The sequence below is a fragment of the Bradyrhizobium sp. USDA 4452 genome, assembly GCF_054063575.1.
This window is the reverse complement of the sequence record NZ_JBSSGK010000001.1, coordinates 2331676-2351842: the sequence shown is the minus strand read 5'-3', so window position 1 is coordinate 2351842 and position 20167 is coordinate 2331676. Positions and strand designations below refer to the sequence as shown.

Sequence of the window (20167 nt, the reverse complement as noted above, 5' to 3'; positions counted from 1 at the left end):
AGCTTTTGACGATGACCAGCGCGGTCGCGCTCGTCGCAGCATCGGTCACTCTTGTCGCGCCGGCCCGCGCCGACGAGGCGGCCGCCAAGAAGTGGATCGACAGCGAATTCCAGCCGTCGACCCTCTCCAAGGACGACCAGATGAAGGAGATGCAGTGGTTCATCAAGGCCGCTGCCCCCTTCAAGGGCATGGAGATCAATATCGTCTCCGAGACCCTGACGACGCACGAATATGAATCCCGCACGCTCGCCAAGGCGTTCGAGGAAATCACCGGCATCAAGGTCAAGCACGACATCATCCAGGAAGGTGACGTCGTCGAGAAGATCCAGACCCAGATGCAGTCCGGCAAGAACGTCTATGACGGCTGGATCAACGACTCGGACTTCATCGGCACCCACTTCCGCTACGGCCAGGCCGTCGACCTGACCGAGTGGATGAAGGGCGAAGCCAAGGACGTCACCGATCCGATGCTCGACGTCGACGACTTCATCGGCAAGTCGTTCACGACGGCACCGAACGGCCACCTCTATCAGCTGCCCGACCAGCAGTTCGCGAACCTCTACTGGTTCCGCTACGACTGGTTCACCAACCCGGAATACAAGGCCAAGTTCAAGGCCAAGTATGGCTACGATCTCGGCGTGCCCGTGAACTGGTCGGCCTATGAAGATATCGCCGACTTCTTCACCAACGACGTCAAGGAGATCAACGGCGTTAAGGTCTACGGCCATATGGACTACGGCAAGAAGGACCCCTCGCTCGGCTGGCGTTTCACCGACGCCTGGCTGTCGATGGCCGGCAACGGTGACAAGGGCATCCCGAACGGCCTGCCGGTCGACGAATGGGGCATCCGCATGGAAGGCTGCCGTCCGGTCGGCTCCTCGGTCGAGCGTGGCGGCGACGTCAACGGCCCGGCGGCGGTCTATTCGATCGTCAAGTATCTCGATTGGATGAAGAAGTATGCCCCGCCGCAGGCGCAGGGCATGACCTTCTCCGAGTCGGGCCCGGTGCCCTCGCAGGGCAATATCGCCCAGCAGATCTTCTGGTACACCGCCTTCACCGCCGACATGGTGAAGCCGGGCATCGCCGTGATGAACGCGGACGGTACGCCGAAGTGGCGTATGGCCCCGTCGCCGCATGGTGCCTACTGGAAGGACGGCATGAAGCTCGGCTACCAGGACGTGGGCTCGCTCACGCTTCTGAAGTCGACCCCGGTTGATCGCCGCAAGGCGGCCTGGCTCTACCAGCAGTTCATCGTCTCCAAGACGGTGAGCTTGAAGAAGAGCCATGTCGGTCTCACCTTCATCCGTGAATCCGACATCTGGGACAAGTCGTTCACCGAGCGCGCGCCCGAAGCTCGGCGGCCTGATCGAGTTCTACCGCTCGCCCGCGCGCGTGCAGTGGACCCCGACAGGCAACAACGTGCCTGACTATCCGAAGCTCGCTCAGCTCTGGTGGCAGAACATCGGCGATGCGTCGTCCGGTGCGAAGACGCCGCAGGCTGCGATGGACGCGCTTGCCGCGGCCCAGGATTCGGTGATGGAGCGTCTTGAGAAGTCCGGTGTGCAGGGTGCCTGCGGACCGAAGCTGAACAAGAAGGAAACCGCCGAGTACTGGTACAAGAAGGCCGAGAAGGACGGCACCATCGCTCCGCAGCGCAAGCTCGCGAACGAGAAGCCGAAGGGCGAAACGGTCGACTACGATACGCTGATCAAGTCGTGGCCGGCGAGCCCGCCGAAGCGCGCCGAAGCGAAGTAAGACGGCTGGGCTTGACCGCCCACGCCATCCGCAGACTGCAAAAGGCCGGGAGCAATCCCGGCCTTTTTTGCTGGATCGGTGGCTGTGGAGACCAGGTCGGGATTGTGCTCAAATGACGCGATGAGGTCATCATGCGTCTGCTTGTCGTCGCATCATGACCGGGGAGTTTCGCCATGCGCATGACTTTTCGTTGCGATCCGCGGCTCGCGGATCATCTGCCGCGCCCGTTTCCGGCCCGCAGCGCGTTGCCCGACTGGCTGCGCGCGATGCCGGCGAAGGCGCATTCCGACATCCACGATCGCGAGATCCGCACGGTCAAGCAATGCCCGCCCTTCGTCGATGCGATGGCCCATGGGGTCATGGTCCCGCTGCCCTGCGATGTCAGGGTCGAGCGCGGCGCCTTCGCGTGGGACTGGGACATTCCGGAGCCGGCGACGCAGGGCCATCCGCGCGCGCCGCTCAGCTTCCATCCCGTGGCGCAATTCGCCGGCGCGCCGTTCGCCAACGGGCAGGCTGCGCTCAAATTCAACAGCTTCTGGACCATCGAGCTCGAGCCGGGCTGGTCGCTGTTCGCGACCCATCCGGTCAATCGCGACGACCTGCCGTTCCGCGTGATCTCGGGGCTGGTCGACGCCGACCGGTTTCACGATGGCGGGATCAATTTCCCGGCGATCTGGACCCGGCCGGATTTTGCCGGCGTGCTGCCGAAGGGGATGCCGGTCGTGCAATGCTTCGCGGTGCCGCGCGCGACCCCCGAACTTGTGTTCGAGCCGTTCGACGATGCGCATCGCGAAGCCTATTCGAAAGTCGTCGGCGAGGTGTTGGCCGCGCCCAATGTCTACCGCAAGCATTTCCGCGCCAGGCGCGGGCGCCTAACCACCTAGCGCCATGCGCAGCGCGCGCTCGTCGAGCCAGAGGCGGCCGTGCGGGGCCGAGGTCATTGCCATTGCGATCGATCCGAACAAACGCGGGCGCAACGCATAGGCGTGCGCGAAAGCCTGCATCGCGGCGTCCGGCTCGCCGCGCTCCTGCAGCGTGATTCCGAGATTGAGCGCGGCTTCGGCGTAATCCGGCCTGATCTCGAGCGCCTTGCGATAGGCGCGTGCAGCGCCGTTGTGATCGCGCAGATCCTGCTTTGCGACGCCGAGATCGAACCACACCGAGGCCGGCGCCGCGCTCCCAACGGCGCGCTCGAGCAGGCTCACCGCATCGGCGAGATTGCCATCTTCCCAGGCCAACCGGCCAAGTCTTGCATTGGCTTCCTGATGCTCGGGAATGGCCTTGAGGATCGCCTGCCAGGCCTCGCAGGCCTGCGCCTTGCGGCCGGCCAGTTCCAGCGTGCGTGCCTTCTCGACGAAGGCCTCGCGCTGCGGCTTGAGCGCGATGGCGCGGTCGAGATGCGCCAGTGCCGCATCGAATTCGCCGCCGCTGCGGGCAAGGCGCGCCGCGAGCAGCTGCGCCGCCGCATTGTCCGGGCGCCGCGCCAGGCTGGTCTCGACATGCCTTCGCGCCGGCGCTATCTCGCCCTTGGCGAACAGCAACGCGGCCAGCAGATGGCTCAGCATCGCCTCGCCGGGCTGGCGCGCGAGCCCGCGTTCGCAGAGCTCGATCGCCTCGCCATGCCGGCCGGCATTGAAGGCGACAGTGGCGCGTCGAACGATATCCTCGGCGTTGTCCTGGCTCATTTCCGCGTGCGACCGTGTTCAGGCTTGCTCGATGCGGTCCATGCTATGCGGCGCCGGAGTTCATGACCAGCGCTTACCGCGCCGCAGTGTGCCCGGACGCCGCGCGCGTCTGCATGTGCGCGTAATGGTGCGCCAGCGTCAGTTCTTGGCTGATATGCGACAGCTCGGTCGCGGCGGCTTCGGCAGCCTCGCTTGCGGGTTGGGTGACGCGTACGAACATCCCGGCCTCGTAGGCGCGAACGGCCTCGCGCCAATCCTTTGATCCCAGCAGATGCGCCGCCAGTTCCACCGCATCCAGCATCGCGGCGTTGACGCCTTCTCCGCCGAACGGCGACATCAGATGCGCGGCGTCGCCGAGCAGGGTGATGCCGGCGCGGTTGGTCCAATGATGCCCGACAGGCAGCGCGTGGATCGGCCGGAGCGCGAATTGATCGTTGCTGGCGCGGAGGAGGTCGAGCAGGGCATCGGCCCATCCCGCGAATTCGCCGAGCAGCGCGTCACGCATCGCGGCGGGCGAGCTGACGTCGAACCGCCGCTCGGCCCATTCAACGGGCACCCGGAACACCGCATAGCCGCGCAGATGGGCATTGCCGTTGCGCAGGACCATCAGGCTGCGGCCGGCGCACTCTGCGCCCATCTTGCCGCGGCCGACCAGCTGCGACAAAGCAGGGTGCCTCGTGTCGACATCGTCGATGCCGAACTCGATGAAGGTCAGGCCGCTGTACTGCGGCTGATAGCGCGACACCAGCGGCCGCACCCGGGACCAAGCGCCGTCGGCGCCGATCACGAGATCGAACGGCCCTTCGTGCGTACCGTCGAAGACGAGATCGTAACGGCCGTCGTTCCGTGGCGCGACCTCGCGTAGGCAACGCGCCCAGGCGACGGCATCCGTCGGCAAGGATTGCAGCAGCAGGTCGCGCAGCGCCGTGCGGTCGACCTCCGGACGGTCGCCGGTCGTGTCGTCATCCGCGAGGAGCAGCCGGCCATCGCTCGTGTAGAGCCGGCTGCCCTGATCCTCGTAACGTGCGATGCGCAGGAAGCCGTCGGTGAGCCCGGCGCGCGCCAGCGCCAGCTGACCGCTCTCGGTGTGCAGGTCGAGCGTTCCGCCCTGTAGCCGCTCGGTCGGGCTCGTCTCCCGCTCGAACACCGTGGTGCTGATGCCGGCAACATGCAGCAGCCGGGCAAGCGTCAGTCCGCCGGGGCCGGCGCCGACAATGGCAATGCGAATTGGATCTGAACTCATGGACACCACGATTACAACAGGATACATAGGTACCTATCTAATATGAATAGGTACCTATGTAAATGGTGGGATCGTGACCGACTGGGACCTGTTCGATCGTCCGGCGCCGCTGGTCAACATGGCCTCGCGCAGCTTCCTCAGGCTCGGCGAGCGGCGCGTCAAGCCGCACGGCTTCAGCATCGGGCAATTGCCGGTGATCTATCTGTTGCGTGACGGCAAGGCGATGTCACAGCGCGATCTCGCCCGCGCGGCGAAGGTCGAGCAGCCGTCAATGGCGCAGATATTGGCGCGGATGGAGCGCGATGGCCTCATCCAGCGCACGCCGATGCCGGGTGACGGCCGCAGCCAGCTGGTCTCGCTGACCAAGGCGGCAAAGGCCAAACTGCCGGCCGCACGCAAGGCGTTGCATCGCAATCAGGACGAGGCGCTGGCCGGATTCAGCGCGGCCGAAGCCGCAACCCTGCTCGACCTGCTGCGGCGGCTCAATCGAAACCTCGACCGCATGGTCGCAGAGGAGGTGGAGAGCGGCGAGGCCGTCGAGGCATGAAAATCCGACCGCACAATGAGCAAAGGCCGGGATTGCACCCGGCCTCGTTTCTCTTGTCGCAATTCCAGCACTCCTCTTTCGTCATTCCGGGTCTGCGCCCGGCGGCGCATCCCGGAATGACGATGTGGAGAGGAGCGGACCCGTGTTACTCCGCCGCTTCGGTCGCCTTGAGCGTCGGATAATCCGTGTAGCCCTTGGCGCCGCCGCCGTAGAAGGTCGCCTTGTCCCACTCGTTGAGCGGGGCGCCGGCCTTGAGCCGCTCGACCAGATCGGGATTGGAGATGAACGGCTTGCCGAACGCGATCAGGTCGGCGGCACCGGCCTCCAGCACCTTCTCCGCCAGCGCGAAGTCGTAGCCGTTGTTGGCGATATAGGCCTGCTTGAAGCGCTTGCGCAGCGATGCGTAATCGAACGGCGCAATGTCGCGCGGGCCGCCGGTCGCGCCCTCGATGACGTGGATATAGACCAGCTTCAGCGCATTGAGATTGTCGACGATGTAATCGAACAGCGGTTGCGGATTCGAGTCGGAAACGTCGTTCGCCGGGGTCACCGGCGAGATGCGGATGCCGGTACGGTCGCCGCCGGCTTCGCTGACGACAGCCTTGGAGACCTCCAACATCAATCTGGCCCGGTTCTCGATCGAGCCGCCATAGGCATCCGTGCGCTTGTTGGTGCCGTCCTTGGCGAATTGGTCGAGCAGATAGCCGTTGGCGCCGTGGATCTCGACGCCGTCGAAGCCGGCAGCCAGCGCATTGGCGGTGGCGCGCTTGAAGTCGTCGATGATCCCGGGGATCTCCGACAGTTCGAGGGCGCGGGGCTCGGAGACGTCGGCGAAGGTGCCGTTGACGAAGGTCTTGGTCTTGGCGCGGATTGCGCTCGGCGCCACCGGCGCGCCGCCGTTCGGCTGCAACGTGACGTGCGAGATGCGGCCGACATGCCAGAGCTGGATGTAGATATGGCCGCCGCGCTCATGCACGCGATCGGTCACCTTGCGCCAGCCTTCGACCTGCTCCTTCGAATAGATGCCGGGCGTGTCCTGGTAGCCTTGGCCCTGCTGCGAAACCTGGCTCGCTTCGGTGATCAGCAAGCCGGCAGAGGCGCGCTGGCTGTAATATTCCGCTGCGAGCGGGCCCGGGACGAAGCTCGGCGGCACAGCGCGATTTCGCGTCAGCGGCGCCATCGCCAGGCGGTTCGGCAGTGTCGCTGCGCCAAGCTTGAAGGGCTCGAAGAGTTTGGTCGTTTGGCTCATGAGGAATGTTCCAGGAAATGACGGATGGGGGAGAGTTGTGCATTGCGGCGAGAAGCGCAATGGCCGGGCTATTCGCAGTTTGCAGACTAGCCGCGCACAATTCCGCCCATGTGGCCGGCATCGAGGAACAAGGTGTGTGCGTTCACGTAGGAGGATTCGTTCGAAATCAGGAACAGCGCAGCATAGGCGACCTCCCAGCCGGTGCCCTGGCGGCCGAAAGGCACCGTCAGGGCGCGGTCCGACCGCCTGCGGCTGGCATCGCGGCCCATCGGCGTGTCCATGAAGCCGGGCGCGATCACGTTGCAGCGAATGCCCTTGTCCTCGCCGGCCCGCGCGATCGCCCGTCCCAGCGCGATCTGCGCCGCCTTGGAGGATTCATAGGCCGGGTTGCGGCCCCCGGCGCGCTGGCTCGCCATCGAGGAGATCAGGATGATCGCGCCGCCCGGCGCCATCACCTCGAGCGCCTTCTGCGCGAACAGCATGTGGCTGCGCACGTTGACGGCGTAATCGCGGTCCCAGGCTTCCGCCGTCATCTTGGGCAGCGACAGGCCGGAGGAAATGCCGACATTCAGCGCCAGCCCGTCGAGCCCGCCGAGCCTCTCGGCGCAACGTTCGACCGCCGGCGCGATCGCCGCGACCTCGGAGACATCGACCACATCGGTGAAGGCCTTGCCGCCTTCGCTCGTGATCTGCGCGACGGTGTCGTCGGCGGCGTCCTTGTTAACGTCGAGGCACGCGACCGCGGCGCCCTCGCGCGCGAACAGCACGCTCATCGCGCGGCCGTTGCCGATCGGCGGCGCTTCGTCCACGGTTGTGCGCTGTCCGGCCCCGACCACGATGATGCGTCGTCCGGCCAGGCGGCCGTGGTTCTTGGCCAGCCCGAGCGATTCCGCGTGCAGCGAGGCGGACGGATCGATGGCTTTCGGTGCGTGGGTCGACATGGCGTGCTCCCTGACGTCTTGTTGTTGTCAGGGAGCAGTAGCATGGCTGTGCGTGTGACGCGACTTGTCGCACCGAAGCGGGAAATCCCGCCGCGGGGAATATCGCGTCAGCTGACGCCGAGGAAATCGCGCTTGCCGACCTCGACGCCGTTGTGGCGCAGGATGCCGTGCGCGGTGACGGCGTGGAAATAGAAGTTCGGGAACGAGAAGGCGCTGACGAATTGCTGGCCCTTCAAGGTCATGGTGCGATCGGGGCCGATCGGGAAGGTGACGTCCTTGGTGTCGCCGCCGTCGAACTGCTCGGGCTTGAACGACTTCACGTAGTCGATCGTCTTCGCCAGCCGCTGCTTCAGTTCGCCGAAGCTCTTCTCGGTGTCGGGCGTCGACGGCACCTCGCTATGGGTCAGTCGCGCGCAGCCGCGTGCGGCGTGATCGCAGACCAGCTGGACCTGCTTTGTCAGCGGCAGCATGTCCGGGTAGAGCCGCGATCCCAGCAGCACCTCGGGTGCGATCTTCTTCGCTTCGCAATGCGCTTCGGCCTTGGTCAGCTCGCCGCTGAGGCTGTTGAGGATCTGCAAATAGGCCGGGACGACGGCGTCATGAAAGGACATGTGATGCTCCCTGTTCTGATGAAATCCGGATGTTACCGAACGGCGATGCTGCAAGTGGGGCCGCGAAGGGAAGAATACAACTGCGGGGAGCTTTAGCACTTGGTCAAATATTTCCCACGGAGCCGGATGTTGATCCGTCATCCTGAGGGGCGAGCCCTTGCGAGCCTCGAAGGATGTACGGCCCGGTCAGAGGCCGCCGTCGACCCTTCGCGGCTCGCTGCGCTCGCACCGCAGGGTGACGGACACGAGGCTGCGTAGCCCGGATGGAGCGTAGCGTAATCGGGGCCTGCATCCGCGGAGGGACCGTCCCGGATTTCGCTTCGCTGCATCCGGGCTACGGAAAATAGGCGGCGAGACTACCGCATCCCCGGCGCCGCGGCATCCGCGGCCGGCTGGGTGCGGCCACCGCCGCGCATCCGCGCCAGCAGCTCCGCGGTCGGCCAGGAATCCGCCGGCAGGCCGTATTTCATCTGCATTGCCTTGATCGCGCTGCGGCTCGCCTGGCCGAGCACGCCGTCGATCTTGCCGACGTCGTAGCCGGCGCGCGCCAGCAGCGACTGCAGCTCCTTGATCTCGCCGAACGGCAGTTGCGTCACCGGCGCATGCGGCCGCTGCATCGGCGGTGCGCCAGCGATGCGGCCGGCGAGATAGCCGGCGGTGGTCGAGTAGATCAGCGAGTTATTCCACTCGGTATACGCCGCGAAGTTGGGGTAGGCGAGGAACGCCGGACCCATCCGGCCCATCGGCAGCAGCAGCGAGGCCGGCATCTCGTCATTCGGCAGCTCCTTGCCGTCGGTCAAGGTGACGCCGAGCGCTGCCCATTTCGAGCGCGGCAGCTTGATGGTGAGGTCGGCCTGGTCCCAAGGAAAGTTCGCGGCCTGCGGCACGCGCACCTCCTGCAGCCACGGCTCGCCGCGCCGCCATTTCAATCCGTTGGCGATGTAGTTCGCGGTCGAGCCGATCACGTCGGGGCCGCCGGCGAGCAGGTTGCGATGGCCGTCGCCGTCATAGTCGACCGCATAGTTGAAGTAGTGCGTTGGCAAGAATTGCGTCTGACCGAGCTCGCCGGCCCATGAGCCGATCATCTCGTCGGGCGAGAGGTCGCCGCGCTCGATGATCTTCAGCGCCGCGATGGTCTCGCTTTGGAACATCTCCGAGCGGCGGCAATCATAGGCCAGCGACACCAGCGATTTCAACGTCGGCAGATTGCCCATCTGGGCGCCGAAATCGCTCTCCAGTCCCCAGAACGCGGCGATCACCGCCGGCGGCACGCCATACTCCTTCTCGGCGCGCGCGAACGCGGCCGCATAGGTCCGGATGTATTGCTGGCCCTGCTGCATTCGGTAGTTCGCGGCCATGCGGCCGGCGAATTGGGTGAAGATCTGCCCGAACACGCGCTGGCCGCGGTCGCGGTTGACAATACCCTGGTCGTAAACCAGGTAAGGCGCGGCCTCGGCGATCGTGCGCTGCGAGACGCCGGCAGCGACCGCCTTCTGCTTCAGATCGGTGAGGAAGCGATCGAAGCTCTGCCCATTATGGCAGGACGCAGCCCTCGGCGATGCCACCGCGGCCGGCCGCGCCCTGGCCGGGGCCGGCCCAGCGGAATTGGGCAGCAGCTGCTGCGCCAGGGCGGTCGTCGAGAGCGCCAGCGCTGCCGCAAACACAGCGATCACGATCGGGGCGCGGGGGGAAGATGCTGGCATCGATATCACCGGCTTGAATAGGGGCATAAGACCTGCCCTGCATACACCAGGGCGACACCGGACAACAACGGGGGCGCCCCCGTTTGACCAATTGGGCTTCGGCAGAGTGAGTCGTCGCCGCTATGATCGGCAGATGATTCGCGGGCAGGGGTGTTAGCGGATCGATCACGCCCGGAGGGACCCATGTGGAGTTTTCTCGAGCGTCTGTTGGATTCGTCGACGTTTTCGCCACACGGCATCTGCCTGTTGTGGGAGCCGGAGCTGATCTGGCTGCACGTGATTTCAGACGCGATCATTGCCGCTTCGTATTTCTCGATCCCGTTTGCGCTGGCGATCCTCGTCTCCAAGCGGCGCGACTTCCAGTTCGGCTGGATGGCCTGGCCGTTCGCTGCCTTCATCCTCGCCTGTGGCCTCACGCATGTGTTCTCGATCTACACGCTGTGGGTGCCGATCTACGGTCTCGAAGGAATAGTCAAGGCGCTCACCGCCGTCGCCTCGATCTTCACCGCGGTGCTGCTCTGGCCGCTGATCCCGAGAATGCTCGCGATCCCGACCGAGGCACAGCTGCGCGAGGCGCATGTCGCGCTCGCCGAGGAGGGCCGGCAGCGCCAGCGCTCGGAAGTCCTGCTCGAGCGTTTCCGCGAGGCCGAGGTCAATGAGAGCAAGATCCGCCAGGCGCAGAAGATGGAAGCGGTCGGCCAGCTCACCGGCGGCATCGCGCACGACTTCAACAACATCCTCACCGTCATCACCGGCACCATCGATATCCTGGCCGAGGCGGTCACCCATAATCGCCAGCTCACCGAGATCACCAGTCTGATCCGCGATGCGGCCGAGCGCGGCGCGTCGCTGACGCGGCATCTGCTCGCCTTCGCGCGCAAGCAGCCGCTGCAGCCGAGCGACGTCGACGTCAATGCGTTGATGGTCGACACCATCGAGCTGCTGCGGCCGACGATCGGCGACCATGTCGATATCGATTTCCGGCCGATGCCCGATCTGCCGCGCGCGCTGGTCGATTCCAACCAGCTCGTCACCGCGATCATCAATCTCGCGCTGAATGCGCGCGACGCGATGCCGAAGGGCGGCCGGCTGCGGATCGAGACCCGCACGGCCGAGCTCAAGCCATCAGACGTGCACGGCCATGACGGGCTCGCTGCCGGCGACTATGTCGCGATCGCTCTGATCGACAATGGCCAGGGTATCGCGGAACCCGATCTGGCAAAAGTGTTCGAGCCGTTCTTCACCACCAAGGACGTCGGTAAGGGCACCGGCCTCGGGCTTTCCATGGTCTACGGCTTCGTCAAGCAGTCCAACGGCCACATCGCGCTCGACAGCGAGGTCGGGCGCGGCACCAGGGTCATGCTCTATCTGCCGCGCGCGGCGGAGCTCTCGCCGGCCGCCGTACCCGAGCGGCGGCAGCCAGAGGCACGCGGCGCGCAGGAGATCGTGCTCGTCGTCGAGGACGACAGATTGGTGCGCTCCTACGTACTGACCCAGATCGAGAGCCTCGGCTACACGACGTTGTCGGCCAACAATGGCGGCGAGGCGCTCGCCGTGCTCGACAGCGGCGCGCCGGTCGATCTGTTGTTCACCGACGTCATCATGCCCGGCGCGATGAACGGACGCGACCTTGCCACCGAGGCGCAGAAACGGCGCCCCGGGCTGCGCGTGCTGTTCACGTCGGGCTACACCGAGAACGCCATCGACCAGGACGGCAAGCTCGAGCAGGGCATCCTGTTCCTGGCAAAGCCCTACAGCCGCGCCCAGCTCGCCCGGATGCTGCGTGTCGCGCTGCGCGAGGAGGAGACCGCGCGCGCCCAGGAGCCGGCGGAGTAACGAGGGCTACCGATTGCCTCTGCAGATGACCAATCGTTAATCCCCGCCGCGTCGCTGCGACGCACGCCTTCCCCTTGCGGCTTCGGCCGCAAAATCCCTACCTCAGCGGCGTCAGTTGTGGCAGCATTCCGCTCGCCGTGAGGGAACAACGATGAATTATTTCCGCACCGCGCTCCTGCTTGCCGGTCTCACTGCGCTGTTCATGGGGGTCGGCTATCTGATCGGCGGCGGCACCGGCGCCGTGATCGCGCTGATCGTTGCTGCTGCGACAAATCTGTTCACCTACTGGAACTCCGATCGCATGGTGCTGTCGATGTACGGCGCCCATCAGGTCGATGCGCGTTCGGCGCCGGACCTCTACAATCTCGTCGCCGAGCTCGCGCAGCGCGCCGGCCTGCCGATGCCGCGCGTGTTCGTGATGGACGAGGCGCAGCCGAACGCGTTCGCGACCGGCCGCAACCCGGAGAACGCCGCGGTTGCCGTCACCACGGGCTTGATGCAGCAGCTCAGCCGCGAGGAGCTCGCCGGCGTGATCGCGCACGAGCTCGCGCATATCAAGCATCACGACACGCTGACCATGACGATCACGGCGACGATCGCCGGCGCGATCTCGATGCTCGCGCAGTTCGGCATGTTCTTCGGCGGCAACCGCAACAACAACGGGCCCGGCATCGTCGGCTCGATCGCGATGATGATCCTGGCGCCGCTCGGCGCCATGCTGGTGCAGATGGCGATCAGCCGCACCCGCGAATACGCCGCCGACAATTATGGCGCGCGGATCGTCGGCCAGCCGATGTGGCTGGCGTCCGCGCTCGCCAGGATCGAGAATGCCGCGCATCAGGTGCCGAACATGGAAGCCGAGCGCAATCCTGCCACCGCGCACATGTTCATCATCAACCCACTGTCGGGCCACGGCGTCGACAATCTGTTCGCCACCCATCCCTCGACCGCGAACCGGATCGCCGCGCTGCAGCAGCTCGCCGCCGAGCTCGGCACCCAGACCGCGCCGCGCCCCGCCGGCGCGGGCTACCCGCCGCGTAGCCCATGGGGCGGTGCCTCGGGCCAGCGCGGGCCGTGGGGTTAGGGCGGGGTGAGTAGCGGCCGCAAAGGCGACGTGCTCCCTCGCCCCGTTCTTACCGGGTCGAGACGAGCGAAGCTCGCTCTTAGAGGTTGGGATGAGGGGCTGTCTCCGCGAATTCGGTGACAGCTGTATTTGCGGAGGCTCCCCCTCACCTGGAAACGCATCTAACGATGCGTCATAACCGAAGCTCCGCTTCGGCGTTCTTGAGAACGGCCGCCAAAGGCGGCCTATGCCTCTCCCCGCACGCGGGGCGAGGTGAAGCGCAGCACCGCTACGCGCTCGCTGCGTCCAGCCGCTCGACCTGCGCCTTGCTCAGCTCGAGCTTCGCCGCCGCGACCAGCGTTGCGACCTGCTCGGGCTTGGTGGCGCTGGCGATCGGTGCGGTGATGCCGGGCTTCGCCATCAGCCAGGCCAGCGCGACCGCGGCCGGCTCGGCGCCGGTCTCCGCGGCGACCTCGTCGAGGCCGGCGAGGATGCGCATGCCGCGCGGATTCATGTATTTGGGAATGCTGCGCGTGCCGCGTGGGCTCTTGGCGAAGTCGCTCTCCGAGCGGTATTTGCCGGTCAGGAATCCGGCGGCGAGGGAGAAGAACGTGATCACGCCGACGTCATTCTCGACACAGACGCGTTGCAGCGCGCCCTCATAGCTCGACCGCTCTGCCAAGCTGTATTCGGGCTGCATGCTCTCATAGCGTGGCAGCCCATTCGCCTTGGAAATATCCAGCGCGCTCTTGAGCCGCTCGGCCGAAAAATTCGAGGCGCCGATCGCCCTGACCTTGCCGGCCTTGATCAGTCTGTCGTAGGCCGCGAGCGTCTCTTCCTGCGGTGTCGTCTCATCATCCTTGTGGGACTGGTAGAGGTCGATGCGGTCGGTCTGCAGCCGGCGCAGCGAGTCCTCGACGGCGCGGGCGATGTAGTCCGGCTTCAGCCCGATATTGCCGCCGCCCATGTCCATGCCGACCTTGGTGGCGAGGATGATGCGGTTGCGGTTGCCGCGCGCCTTCATCCATTTGCCGATGATCGTCTCGGACTCGCCGCCGTGATGACCCGGCACCCAGCGCGAATAGACGTCGGCCGTATCGAGGAACGTCAGTCCATGTTCCAGCACGGTATCGAGCAGCCGGAAGGACGCAGCCTCGTCCACCGTCCAGCCGAACACATTGCAGCCGAAGCAGAGGGGAGGGACGGTGAGGCCGGAGCGGCCGAGCGCGCGATGCTTCATGCGTGTTCTTTCTCTTGTTCTTAACGGGAGGCGCGGGAGACTGAGGCAGATCGGCCTTGATTGCAAGGCGCTGGCTGCGGATTGCGCTGCTGTTTCCGGGCGGTTGCGACCAGAGCCAGTCGCAAGCCGCAACGCTGCTCGCCAGCCTGGTGAGCAACGTTGCGTGTCATTTGTCACCGAATCCGTCAGCACTCCATGGTCGGGTTGCCGATGGATGACCGCGCAGACCTCGTTGGCTACTTGCGCTCGACGAATATCGCCTTGCAGTCGTCGCCGCTGATGTTCTCGGCGGTATGGGAGACCACGATCGGTCCGGCAAACGGCGTGCCCACCTTGCTGGGGCTGTCCCGTGTGGTGCCGTCGGCATTGTGCAGGCGAATGGTGCAGTCGGTCAGCGGATAGACCACGAAGGGCACCGGGTGGGAATGCGGCTTGTCCGTCGTTCCCTTCTTCCAGGTCGCGGCGATGACGCGGAAATTCTGATCCTCGAAGATGACCTTGTAGGTGTCGGGATCGCCTTGATAGCTCGGCGGAGCGTCCGCAGCCGCCGTCGCGGAGACCGCCGCGAACAATCCAACAATTGAAAAGCCAAATGCACGGAAAGTCATGTCTGAAAACTCCTAGTTCAATCGGGCTACACGCTCGGCAATGAGCGCGGGTGACACTTACCACAGGACGTTTATCGCCACGAGACCTGGTGCGTCTTGTCCGCCGAGGCGTCGTGCTGCATGCGTTAGGCGCCGCCCTCCGAGACATCCGGCCGTGTTCGCTCGCCCGTCAGGTCAGGCGGGCTGCCCTTCACGGTCGGTTATGACAGGGTGATTTTTCCGAAGCCGCGAAACGCAATTTCATTTGCCTGTCATTTGGTGTAGATTGCGGAGCGAGCTGCCACCGGTTACGCCGAAATCCGGAGAATGAGCGGCAGCGCTCATGGCCATCGGCAGGCCTTACGGTCTCAATTTTCAGTACGAAAAACCTTCTGCCTGGGTCACGCCCGGGTGACTGTCTGTTTTCATGTTCAGCCAAATGGAGCGATTGCCATGCACTTCTGCTTCTCAGGTGAATACACCCCGCGTTCTATCAACAACATTCTGGAAAACCCCGCGACCAATCGCTACGAGGCCGCCAAGAAGCTGATCGAGTCGGGCGGCGGCAAATTGATTTCGATGTACAGTACGGCGATTGACGGCCCCGGCGTGATGGTGATCTTCGACGTGCCGGATCCGAACGTGGCACCTGCCATTGCCGGCGTTGTCGTGGCGGCCGGTGCCATGCAGAACGTGAAGCTGGTCCGGCTGTTCACGCAGGACGAGATCAAGGTGGTGCGTCAGCACGCGGGCAAGCTCAAGGCTGCCTATTCGCCGCCCGGTAGCTAACGGGCGGGCGATCAAAAACGACGCAGAATGATCTGACCACCGCTGTCACTCTCGCGCGGCGGCGCTTCGCAGCGTCCCGCGCGGAGGCGAGGGCCGTTCCGCGCCGCTGATCCGGGGCGCGGTCAACGGCGGGTAGTCGCTCGGGCGGACGTCGCGCGCGCATGCTGGCTCGCATAGCCCCGGCCGGCTGTGCCGTCGCACGACGTCCGCCGCCCTCGTTCGATATGTCCTCGGCGCGGCGATTCCGGCACCCGCGCCACCACCGCTCACGAGGGCAATCATGGAAAGTCATCGTTTCACGTTTCGATGCATCGACCGACTGTCTTTTGCTCGAAGCGTTCTCGCGCACGTCTCGTTCGGCGGGTCTTCATCCATCCTTGAGTACGGTGTATGTACAGACATTGCCTGCAAGCGATTTGCGTGACGACGTTGAAGGGCGGGTTGGGGTTTGAGGGGGGCATCACTTGGTTTCGATCCTGGGCGCGGCTCCGACGGCGCGCGCGAAATTGCTTGTCCGCATTGTCCGGCTGGCCTGCAGTATCGCGATCGGCTGGGCTTTCAATGGCATTACGCCGGACGGGGCTGCGGCTCAGGTGCCATTCTCCCCATTTCAACCGGCGCGACAGATCGAAGCGGCGAAGCCGCTGGCGCGTGACGTCACCGGCCCGCCAGCCGTCAGCCAGCGACTCGACGGCACCGCCTTCTTTGTCGACGACCTCGGACATATGCTGACCGCGCGGCATGCGGTCGTAGACTGCGCCCGCATCATCGTCAGCAAGGAGGGCAGGTCTATTGCAGCGCGCGTGGTGGCGCTTGCCGCGAGCGACATTGCATTGATCAAGGTGCCCCGCACGCTGGGTCTCGCAGCGGTGTTCCCGCGCGTGAGCACGTCCGCCGCCAACGACATGGTGTTTGCCGAGGCCTATGAGCGCCTGAAGCTGATGCTGGCGCATGGCGGGTCGCTCGGCAATGCGTTCGTCGACGCCACGCTGCGCGATCCCGAGCACCTCGTGCTGCGCTCGAATGTCACCTTCGGCACCAGCGGAGCGCCGGTGCTGGATTCCCGCGGCCTCGTCGAAGGCGTGGTAAGCCGCAGGACCACGATCGATCGCGTGCTGGCGGTGGATGCCGCGCACGCCAAATCCTTTCTTGGCGCGCATGGTGTGCGCTTCCAGGAAGACGACCGGCCGCAGATGAGCGGCACTGCGTCCCGCGCGCATCGCGCCGCCAGCATCTCGGCGCGCGTCACATGCCTGCAACAATGAGCGACTAGTTGCTGCGTTGTCCTGTCAGCCGGCTGTCCGCGGTCAACCCTTGTCGAGAACCATGCTCATCTTGCGGGGCACGCTCGTGCTCTCGTTCGGCCTCTTGATCCTGTCCCCAGCGCCGGGCCACGCTCAGGACGCCAATTTTCGCAATCCCGAACAGGCGCCGCCGTCATGGGCCCAGTTTGCCAAGCTGGTCAAATACCGGTTCGAGGAGTGGATCGCCGCCGATGAGACGGTTGCCAATCGCTTCCGGAACTGGGTCATCGAGCATTCCGGCAAGGAGAACGGGCCGCCGCCGACGCTCGTGGTGCGGGCCTGGCTCAACCCGGATGGCACCGTCGAGCGCGTCACGTTTCCCGCGTTCAATGATGCCGGTGCCACCGAGGATCTGCGCACCATCCTGAAGCGCGGCAATGTCGGCGAGGCGCCACCGCCGGAAATGTTGCAGCCGCTCAACCTGCGCTTCTCGCTCAACCTGCGCAAACCCTGAGCTGTTCACTTGGGCTTTTCCTCGTCATTCCGGGGCTCGCGAAGCGAGAGCCCGGAATCCATTGATCCGCGCGTTGTGCGGCATGATCGATTCCGGGTTCGCGCCTAGGGCGCGCCCCGGAATGACGTGGGAGTGCCGTAACGGCGAGTTCCGTTTACAATGCCTGCCGCGACGTATCGGTCCTTGCTTCCGCCGGGACGACGCATGGGGTGAACACCATGGCCAAACAACCGTCTGAACGTTCGCGACGCGCGTTCATCGCCGTTGCCATCGCAGCAATTCCCGCGGCACTTCTGCCGCGACCTGCCGCAGCCTCCGACAAAATGACAAAACCTCAGGCGGAATACCAGGACACGCCGAACGGCATCTACTCCTGCGGCCTGTGCACGCTGTTCGTCGCGCCCGACGGCTGCAAGGTGGTGGACGGCGCCATCAGCAAGGACGGCTGGTGCAAGGCGTTCGCCGCGGTGGATTGATCTTTACAGCTCCCGCGCATTGGAGAACGCGAACGACGACACCCGCCGCGTGGTCTCGTCCAGGATCAGGGTGCGCGTGATCGGCGGCTCGGCGCGCTGGCTGCAATTCTCGCGCTCGCAGAGCCGGCAGTTGACGCCGATCGGCGTGCCCTCGACCTTCTCCAAATCCATGCCGGTCGCATAGACGAGCTTGGCCGCATGACGGATTTCGCAGCCGAGCCCGATCGCAAAGCGCGGCTGCGGCTGCGGATAGGGCGCCACCGGCCGCCGCACCGTCTGCGCGATCGAGAAATAGCGCGTGCCGTCCGGCAGCTCGATCACCTGGCTGAGCAGGCGGTCGGGCATGTCGAAGGTCGAATGCACGTTCCAGAGCGGGCAGGTGCCGCCGAATTTGGAGAACGGGAAGGTGCCGGAGGAAAACCGCTTCGACACGTTGCCGGCGTTGTCGACCCGCAGCAGGAAGAATGGCACGCCGCGCGCGTTCGGCCGCTGCAGCGTAGTGAGGCGGTGGCAGACCTGCTCGAAGCCGGCATTGAAGCGCTGCGCCAGCACGTGGACGTCGTAGCTCAAGGCTTCGGCCGCGGAGTGAAACGCCTGGTAGGGCATCATCGCGGCCGCCGCGAAATAATTGGCGAGCGTGATGCGGTACAGCCGGCGCGCGGTGTCGTCGAGCGGGCCGGCGCGGCTGACGATGGCGTCGATCGCAGCGCCGCATTCGACGAAGCCGATCTGCAGCGCGAGCTGGAAGCTGCGTCCGGCACTGTCGACCAGTTCGGAGATCAGGATCTGCCGGCGATGGCGGTCGAAACGGCGCAGCGTCTCGCGCATCACGTCGACCGGCATGACGCGGGCGACGATCGAATGCTTTTCCCGCAACCGCGTGGCGAGCGCCGTGAACAGGCCTTCGGTCGGCACGCTGAGCTCGTCGCGCAAACTCTCCGCCGCGGTCTCGAGCTCCGGAAAATAATTGCGGTTGGCCTCGATCAGGTCGCGCACCCGCTCGATCGGGTTGGCGTCGAACTGCGAGCCTTCGCGATCAGCCATCTGCGCGGCGACCAGCGTCTCGCCGCGGCGCGCCTCGGTATAGGCGGCATAGAGCCGCTGCAACGCATGCGTCACGCCGGGGCAGAGCTCGGCGAGGTCGCGCAGCTCCTGCTTCGGCAGATCGATCTGGCGGAACAAGGGATCGGAGAAGATCTCGTTGAGTTCGGCGAAGAAGCGGTCCTCGTCGGCGGTGGCGAGGTCGCGCAGATCGAGGTCGTAGGTCTCGGCCAGTCGCAACAGGATTTGCGCGGTCACCGGGCGCTGGTTGCGCTCGATCAGGTTGATGTAGGACGGCGAGATGCCGAGTCCCTCGGCGATCTGGGTCTGCGACAGCCCCAATTGCTGACGGATTCGCCGGAACCGCGGACCGACGAACAGCTTCTTTCCGGACTCGCCCGGCATGGCAGCCTTCCTGACCCGTATTGTGACAAAATTTACAAATCGACATTTATTACAAGTTCAGATGTTACATGACATCACAAATAAAAGACAAGCCATCTGTACGAACTTCCCGTTTTCGCGTTTATCTCCTGACACGCACTTCGCGATGCTTTGTCAAGAATGTCGGTAAAGCGAGCGATCGCGAGGATCAGAATTTCGGGCGGCTGAGCAAAGGCAACAAGATTTTAGCGGAGACTGACGATGAGCAAGGGCAGCAATTTCTGGGTGATCGGCGGCGAGTTCGGCTCGATGAACTTCCACAAGCTCGTCGAAGGCTCCGCCCAGGTCCGTGGTCCGTTCAAGACCCGCAAGGAAGCCGAAGAGTGCTGGAAGGAAGTCTCGGAAGAGAGCCGCCACAAGGCCGGCGTGCGCTTCTCGATCGTCGAGGAGCCGTCGCGGGTTTCGGCCTGACGCCAGAATTATCTGAGCTAAGAAACGTCCAAGGACGGCGGCCCCATCCGGTTCATCCGGGTGGGGTCGACCGCTTTGGGACGGTGCCGGGAACTTTCAGCTGGGGATAAGTGGTCACCTAAGTGCTTGGGAACCAACGTCCTTTGCGGACGCCATGGTTGCTGATAGGTTAATGAGCGAGGCAACCCGTCAGCACGAGGCCGTAAGGCATGTCCGATCCGCAGAACACCGGCAGCGAGGCGCGCGAGATGCGGCCGACGCTGCGAGAGGCGCTGCGGCGGGCGCGGATCGAGGCGGCCGATCGCACCGGCGTCGTCGTCGAGTTGCGCGACGCCGAAGTGGCGCGGCTCGAGATCCTCAACGATGCGCTCGATCCGCTGTTTGCGCAGGTGCCGGAGAAGGTCGATCTGTTCGATCGCGGCATCAGCCAGGGCGAGACGCCGCGACTGTGGATCGACGTCGTCGCCCACGTGCTGATGGGCCGCGGCAAGCGCATCTATCGCTTCGTGCAAGACACGAGGTTCGGCCGCATCGTGCTCGCCGAATCGCACGATGTGCCCGTGATCGTCGATGCGGTCACCGACTATGTCGCGCGGCGCCTGATCGAGCGCGAGCACGCGATGGTGGCAACGCCGCTTCCGGTTGCCGAGCCGCCGGCACCCCCGCCCGTGCCGGTGGTGGCGCCGAAGCGCCGCGGCGGGGTCGGTATGTTCGTGCTCGGCTTCATCCTGGGCGCGCTGGCGCTGTTCGGCTTCGCGCTGCTGGCGAGTTCGCAGAACTTTTAGCCG

19 protein-coding genes and 1 pseudogene are annotated in these 20167 nt (G+C 65.1%); 11 read left to right on the top strand and 9 right to left on the bottom strand.

Annotated elements, in window-relative coordinates; genetic code table 11:
• Nucleotides 1-11 precede the first annotated feature (11 nt).
• Nucleotides 12-1755: pseudogene (locus ACVISU_RS11245) on the top strand (ABC transporter substrate-binding protein).
• A 173-nt stretch (nucleotides 1756-1928) separates the two neighbouring features.
• A complete protein-coding gene (locus tag ACVISU_RS11240) occupies nucleotides 1929-2639 on the top strand; it encodes a hypothetical protein (protein ID WP_456706990.1) in 711 nt (236 codons plus the stop codon).
• On the opposite strand, the gene ACVISU_RS11235 is transcribed toward ACVISU_RS11240, so the two are convergent.
• Together ACVISU_RS11235 and ACVISU_RS11230 are read right to left on the bottom strand one after the other, a co-directional pair.
• The gene (locus ACVISU_RS11235) at nucleotides 2628-3440 is read right to left on the bottom strand and encodes a tetratricopeptide repeat protein (protein WP_456706989.1); all 813 of its coding nucleotides are present in this window, start codon (nucleotides 3438-3440) and stop codon (nucleotides 2628-2630) included. The two genes, ACVISU_RS11240 and ACVISU_RS11235, sit on opposite strands and share 12 nt — an antisense overlap.
• Nucleotides 3441-3513: 73 nt before the next feature.
• Entirely contained in the window at nucleotides 3514-4683 is a 1170-nt protein-coding gene (locus ACVISU_RS11230; protein ID WP_456706988.1) for an FAD-dependent oxidoreductase, read from the bottom strand.
• Nucleotides 4684-4756: 73 nt separating this feature from the next.
• Here ACVISU_RS11230 and ACVISU_RS11225 point away from each other — a divergent pair, with 73 nt between their 5' ends.
• Nucleotides 4757-5230, top strand: a complete 474-nt coding sequence (locus ACVISU_RS11225) for a MarR family winged helix-turn-helix transcriptional regulator (protein WP_456706987.1) — start codon at nucleotides 4757-4759, stop codon at nucleotides 5228-5230.
• A 145-nt stretch (nucleotides 5231-5375) separates the two neighbouring features.
• Here ACVISU_RS11225 and ACVISU_RS11220 read toward each other — a convergent pair whose 3' ends face one another.
• From ACVISU_RS11220 to ACVISU_RS11205, 4 genes are all read right to left on the bottom strand, one after another.
• The gene (locus ACVISU_RS11220) at nucleotides 5376-6479 is read right to left on the bottom strand and encodes an alkene reductase (protein ID WP_456706986.1); all 1104 of its coding nucleotides are present in this window, start codon (nucleotides 6477-6479) and stop codon (nucleotides 5376-5378) included.
• Between the two features lie 86 nt (nucleotides 6480-6565).
• Complete coding sequence (locus ACVISU_RS11215; protein WP_456706985.1) at nucleotides 6566-7420, bottom strand: SDR family NAD(P)-dependent oxidoreductase; 855 nt, start codon at nucleotides 7418-7420, stop codon at nucleotides 6566-6568.
• A 107-nt stretch (nucleotides 7421-7527) separates the two neighbouring features.
• Entirely contained in the window at nucleotides 7528-8031 is a 504-nt protein-coding gene (locus ACVISU_RS11210) for a DUF1993 domain-containing protein (RefSeq protein ID WP_050400642.1), read from the bottom strand.
• Between the two features lie 356 nt (nucleotides 8032-8387).
• Nucleotides 8388-9734, bottom strand: coding sequence for a lytic murein transglycosylase (locus tag ACVISU_RS11205; protein ID WP_456706984.1), 1347 nt, complete (start codon nucleotides 9732-9734; stop codon nucleotides 8388-8390).
• A 183-nt stretch (nucleotides 9735-9917) separates the two neighbouring features.
• Here ACVISU_RS11205 and ACVISU_RS11200 point away from each other — a divergent pair, with 183 nt between their 5' ends.
• Nucleotides 9918-11570 (top strand): ATP-binding protein, encoded by a 1653-nt coding sequence (locus tag ACVISU_RS11200; RefSeq protein WP_050403996.1) that lies wholly within the window; start codon nucleotides 9918-9920, stop codon nucleotides 11568-11570.
• A 151-nt stretch (nucleotides 11571-11721) separates the two neighbouring features.
• Nucleotides 11722-12654, top strand: a complete 933-nt coding sequence (gene htpX / locus ACVISU_RS11195) for a zinc metalloprotease HtpX (protein WP_456706983.1) — start codon at nucleotides 11722-11724, stop codon at nucleotides 12652-12654.
• 268 nt (nucleotides 12655-12922) lie between these two features.
• Here the strand turns inward: htpX and ACVISU_RS11190 are convergent, their stop codons facing one another.
• Nucleotides 12923-13873 carry an aldo/keto reductase gene (locus ACVISU_RS11190; protein ID WP_050403994.1) on the bottom strand — a complete coding sequence of 317 codons (951 nt, stop codon included), beginning with the start codon at nucleotides 13871-13873 and terminating at the stop codon, nucleotides 12923-12925.
• 236 nt (nucleotides 13874-14109) lie between these two features.
• Nucleotides 14110-14481, bottom strand: coding sequence for a cupin domain-containing protein (locus tag ACVISU_RS11185; RefSeq protein WP_050403993.1), 372 nt, complete (start codon nucleotides 14479-14481; stop codon nucleotides 14110-14112).
• A gap of 432 nt (nucleotides 14482-14913) precedes the next feature.
• On the opposite strand from ACVISU_RS11185, the gene ACVISU_RS11180 reads away from it, so the two are divergent.
• The 4 genes from ACVISU_RS11180 (at nucleotide 14914) to ACVISU_RS11165 (ending at nucleotide 17483) form a co-directional block, all read left to right on the top strand.
• The gene (locus ACVISU_RS11180; protein ID WP_050403992.1) at nucleotides 14914-15249 is read left to right on the top strand and encodes a GYD domain-containing protein; all 336 of its coding nucleotides are present in this window, start codon (nucleotides 14914-14916) and stop codon (nucleotides 15247-15249) included.
• 464 nt (nucleotides 15250-15713) lie between these two features.
• The gene (locus tag ACVISU_RS11175; RefSeq protein WP_456706982.1) at nucleotides 15714-16514 is read left to right on the top strand and encodes a S1 family peptidase; all 801 of its coding nucleotides are present in this window, start codon (nucleotides 15714-15716) and stop codon (nucleotides 16512-16514) included.
• Nucleotides 16515-16575: 61 nt separating this feature from the next.
• Nucleotides 16576-17007, top strand: coding sequence for a hypothetical protein (locus ACVISU_RS11170; RefSeq protein WP_456706981.1), 432 nt, complete (start codon nucleotides 16576-16578; stop codon nucleotides 17005-17007).
• A gap of 218 nt (nucleotides 17008-17225) precedes the next feature.
• On the top strand, nucleotides 17226-17483 hold the full coding sequence (locus ACVISU_RS11165) for a hypothetical protein (protein WP_063695703.1): 258 nt from the start codon (nucleotides 17226-17228) through the stop codon (nucleotides 17481-17483).
• Between the two features lie 3 nt (nucleotides 17484-17486).
• On the opposite strand, the gene ACVISU_RS11160 is transcribed toward ACVISU_RS11165, so the two are convergent.
• On the bottom strand, nucleotides 17487-18929 hold the full coding sequence (locus ACVISU_RS11160; protein WP_456706980.1) for a helix-turn-helix domain-containing protein: 1443 nt from the start codon (nucleotides 18927-18929) through the stop codon (nucleotides 17487-17489).
• Nucleotides 18930-19169: 240 nt separating this feature from the next.
• Between ACVISU_RS11160 and ACVISU_RS11155 the strand changes: the two genes are divergently transcribed.
• The gene (locus ACVISU_RS11155) at nucleotides 19170-19379 is read left to right on the top strand and encodes a DUF4170 domain-containing protein (RefSeq protein WP_016839740.1); all 210 of its coding nucleotides are present in this window, start codon (nucleotides 19170-19172) and stop codon (nucleotides 19377-19379) included.
• 209 nt (nucleotides 19380-19588) lie between these two features.
• On the top strand, nucleotides 19589-20164 hold the full coding sequence (locus tag ACVISU_RS11150; RefSeq protein ID WP_456706979.1) for a hypothetical protein: 576 nt from the start codon (nucleotides 19589-19591) through the stop codon (nucleotides 20162-20164).
• Nucleotides 20165-20167: the final 3 nt, after the last annotated feature.

Excerpts from the sequence above, each read along its gene's own strand:
- ACVISU_RS11240 (WP_456706990.1), top strand. The coding sequence starts at position 1,929 with ATGCGCATGACTTTTCGTTGCGATCCGCGGCTCGCGGATCATCTGCCG.
- ACVISU_RS11235 (WP_456706989.1), bottom strand. The coding sequence starts at position 3,440 with ATGAGCCAGGACAACGCCGAGGATATCGTTCGACGCGCCACTGTCGCC.
- ACVISU_RS11230 (WP_456706988.1), bottom strand. The coding sequence starts at position 4,683 with ATGAGTTCAGATCCAATTCGCATTGCCATTGTCGGCGCCGGCCCCGGC.
- ACVISU_RS11220 (WP_456706986.1), bottom strand. The coding sequence starts at position 6,479 with ATGAGCCAAACGACCAAACTCTTCGAGCCCTTCAAGCTTGGCGCAGCG.
- ACVISU_RS11215 (WP_456706985.1), bottom strand. The coding sequence starts at position 7,420 with ATGTCGACCCACGCACCGAAAGCCATCGATCCGTCCGCCTCGCTGCAC.
- ACVISU_RS11210 (WP_050400642.1), bottom strand. The coding sequence starts at position 8,031 with ATGTCCTTTCATGACGCCGTCGTCCCGGCCTATTTGCAGATCCTCAAC.
- ACVISU_RS11205 (WP_456706984.1), bottom strand. The coding sequence starts at position 9,734 with ATGCCAGCATCTTCCCCCCGCGCCCCGATCGTGATCGCTGTGTTTGCG.
- ACVISU_RS11200 (WP_050403996.1), top strand. The coding sequence starts at position 9,918 with ATGTGGAGTTTTCTCGAGCGTCTGTTGGATTCGTCGACGTTTTCGCCA.
- htpX (WP_456706983.1), top strand. The coding sequence starts at position 11,722 with ATGAATTATTTCCGCACCGCGCTCCTGCTTGCCGGTCTCACTGCGCTG.
- ACVISU_RS11190 (WP_050403994.1), bottom strand. The coding sequence starts at position 13,873 with ATGAAGCATCGCGCGCTCGGCCGCTCCGGCCTCACCGTCCCTCCCCTC.
- ACVISU_RS11185 (WP_050403993.1), bottom strand. The coding sequence starts at position 14,481 with ATGACTTTCCGTGCATTTGGCTTTTCAATTGTTGGATTGTTCGCGGCG.
- ACVISU_RS11180 (WP_050403992.1), top strand. The coding sequence starts at position 14,914 with ATGCACTTCTGCTTCTCAGGTGAATACACCCCGCGTTCTATCAACAAC.
- ACVISU_RS11170 (WP_456706981.1), top strand. The coding sequence starts at position 16,576 with ATGCTCATCTTGCGGGGCACGCTCGTGCTCTCGTTCGGCCTCTTGATC.
- ACVISU_RS11165 (WP_063695703.1), top strand. The coding sequence starts at position 17,226 with ATGGCCAAACAACCGTCTGAACGTTCGCGACGCGCGTTCATCGCCGTT.
- ACVISU_RS11160 (WP_456706980.1), bottom strand. The coding sequence starts at position 18,929 with ATGCCGGGCGAGTCCGGAAAGAAGCTGTTCGTCGGTCCGCGGTTCCGG.
- ACVISU_RS11155 (WP_016839740.1), top strand. The coding sequence starts at position 19,170 with ATGAGCAAGGGCAGCAATTTCTGGGTGATCGGCGGCGAGTTCGGCTCG.
- ACVISU_RS11150 (WP_456706979.1), top strand. The coding sequence starts at position 19,589 with ATGTCCGATCCGCAGAACACCGGCAGCGAGGCGCGCGAGATGCGGCCG.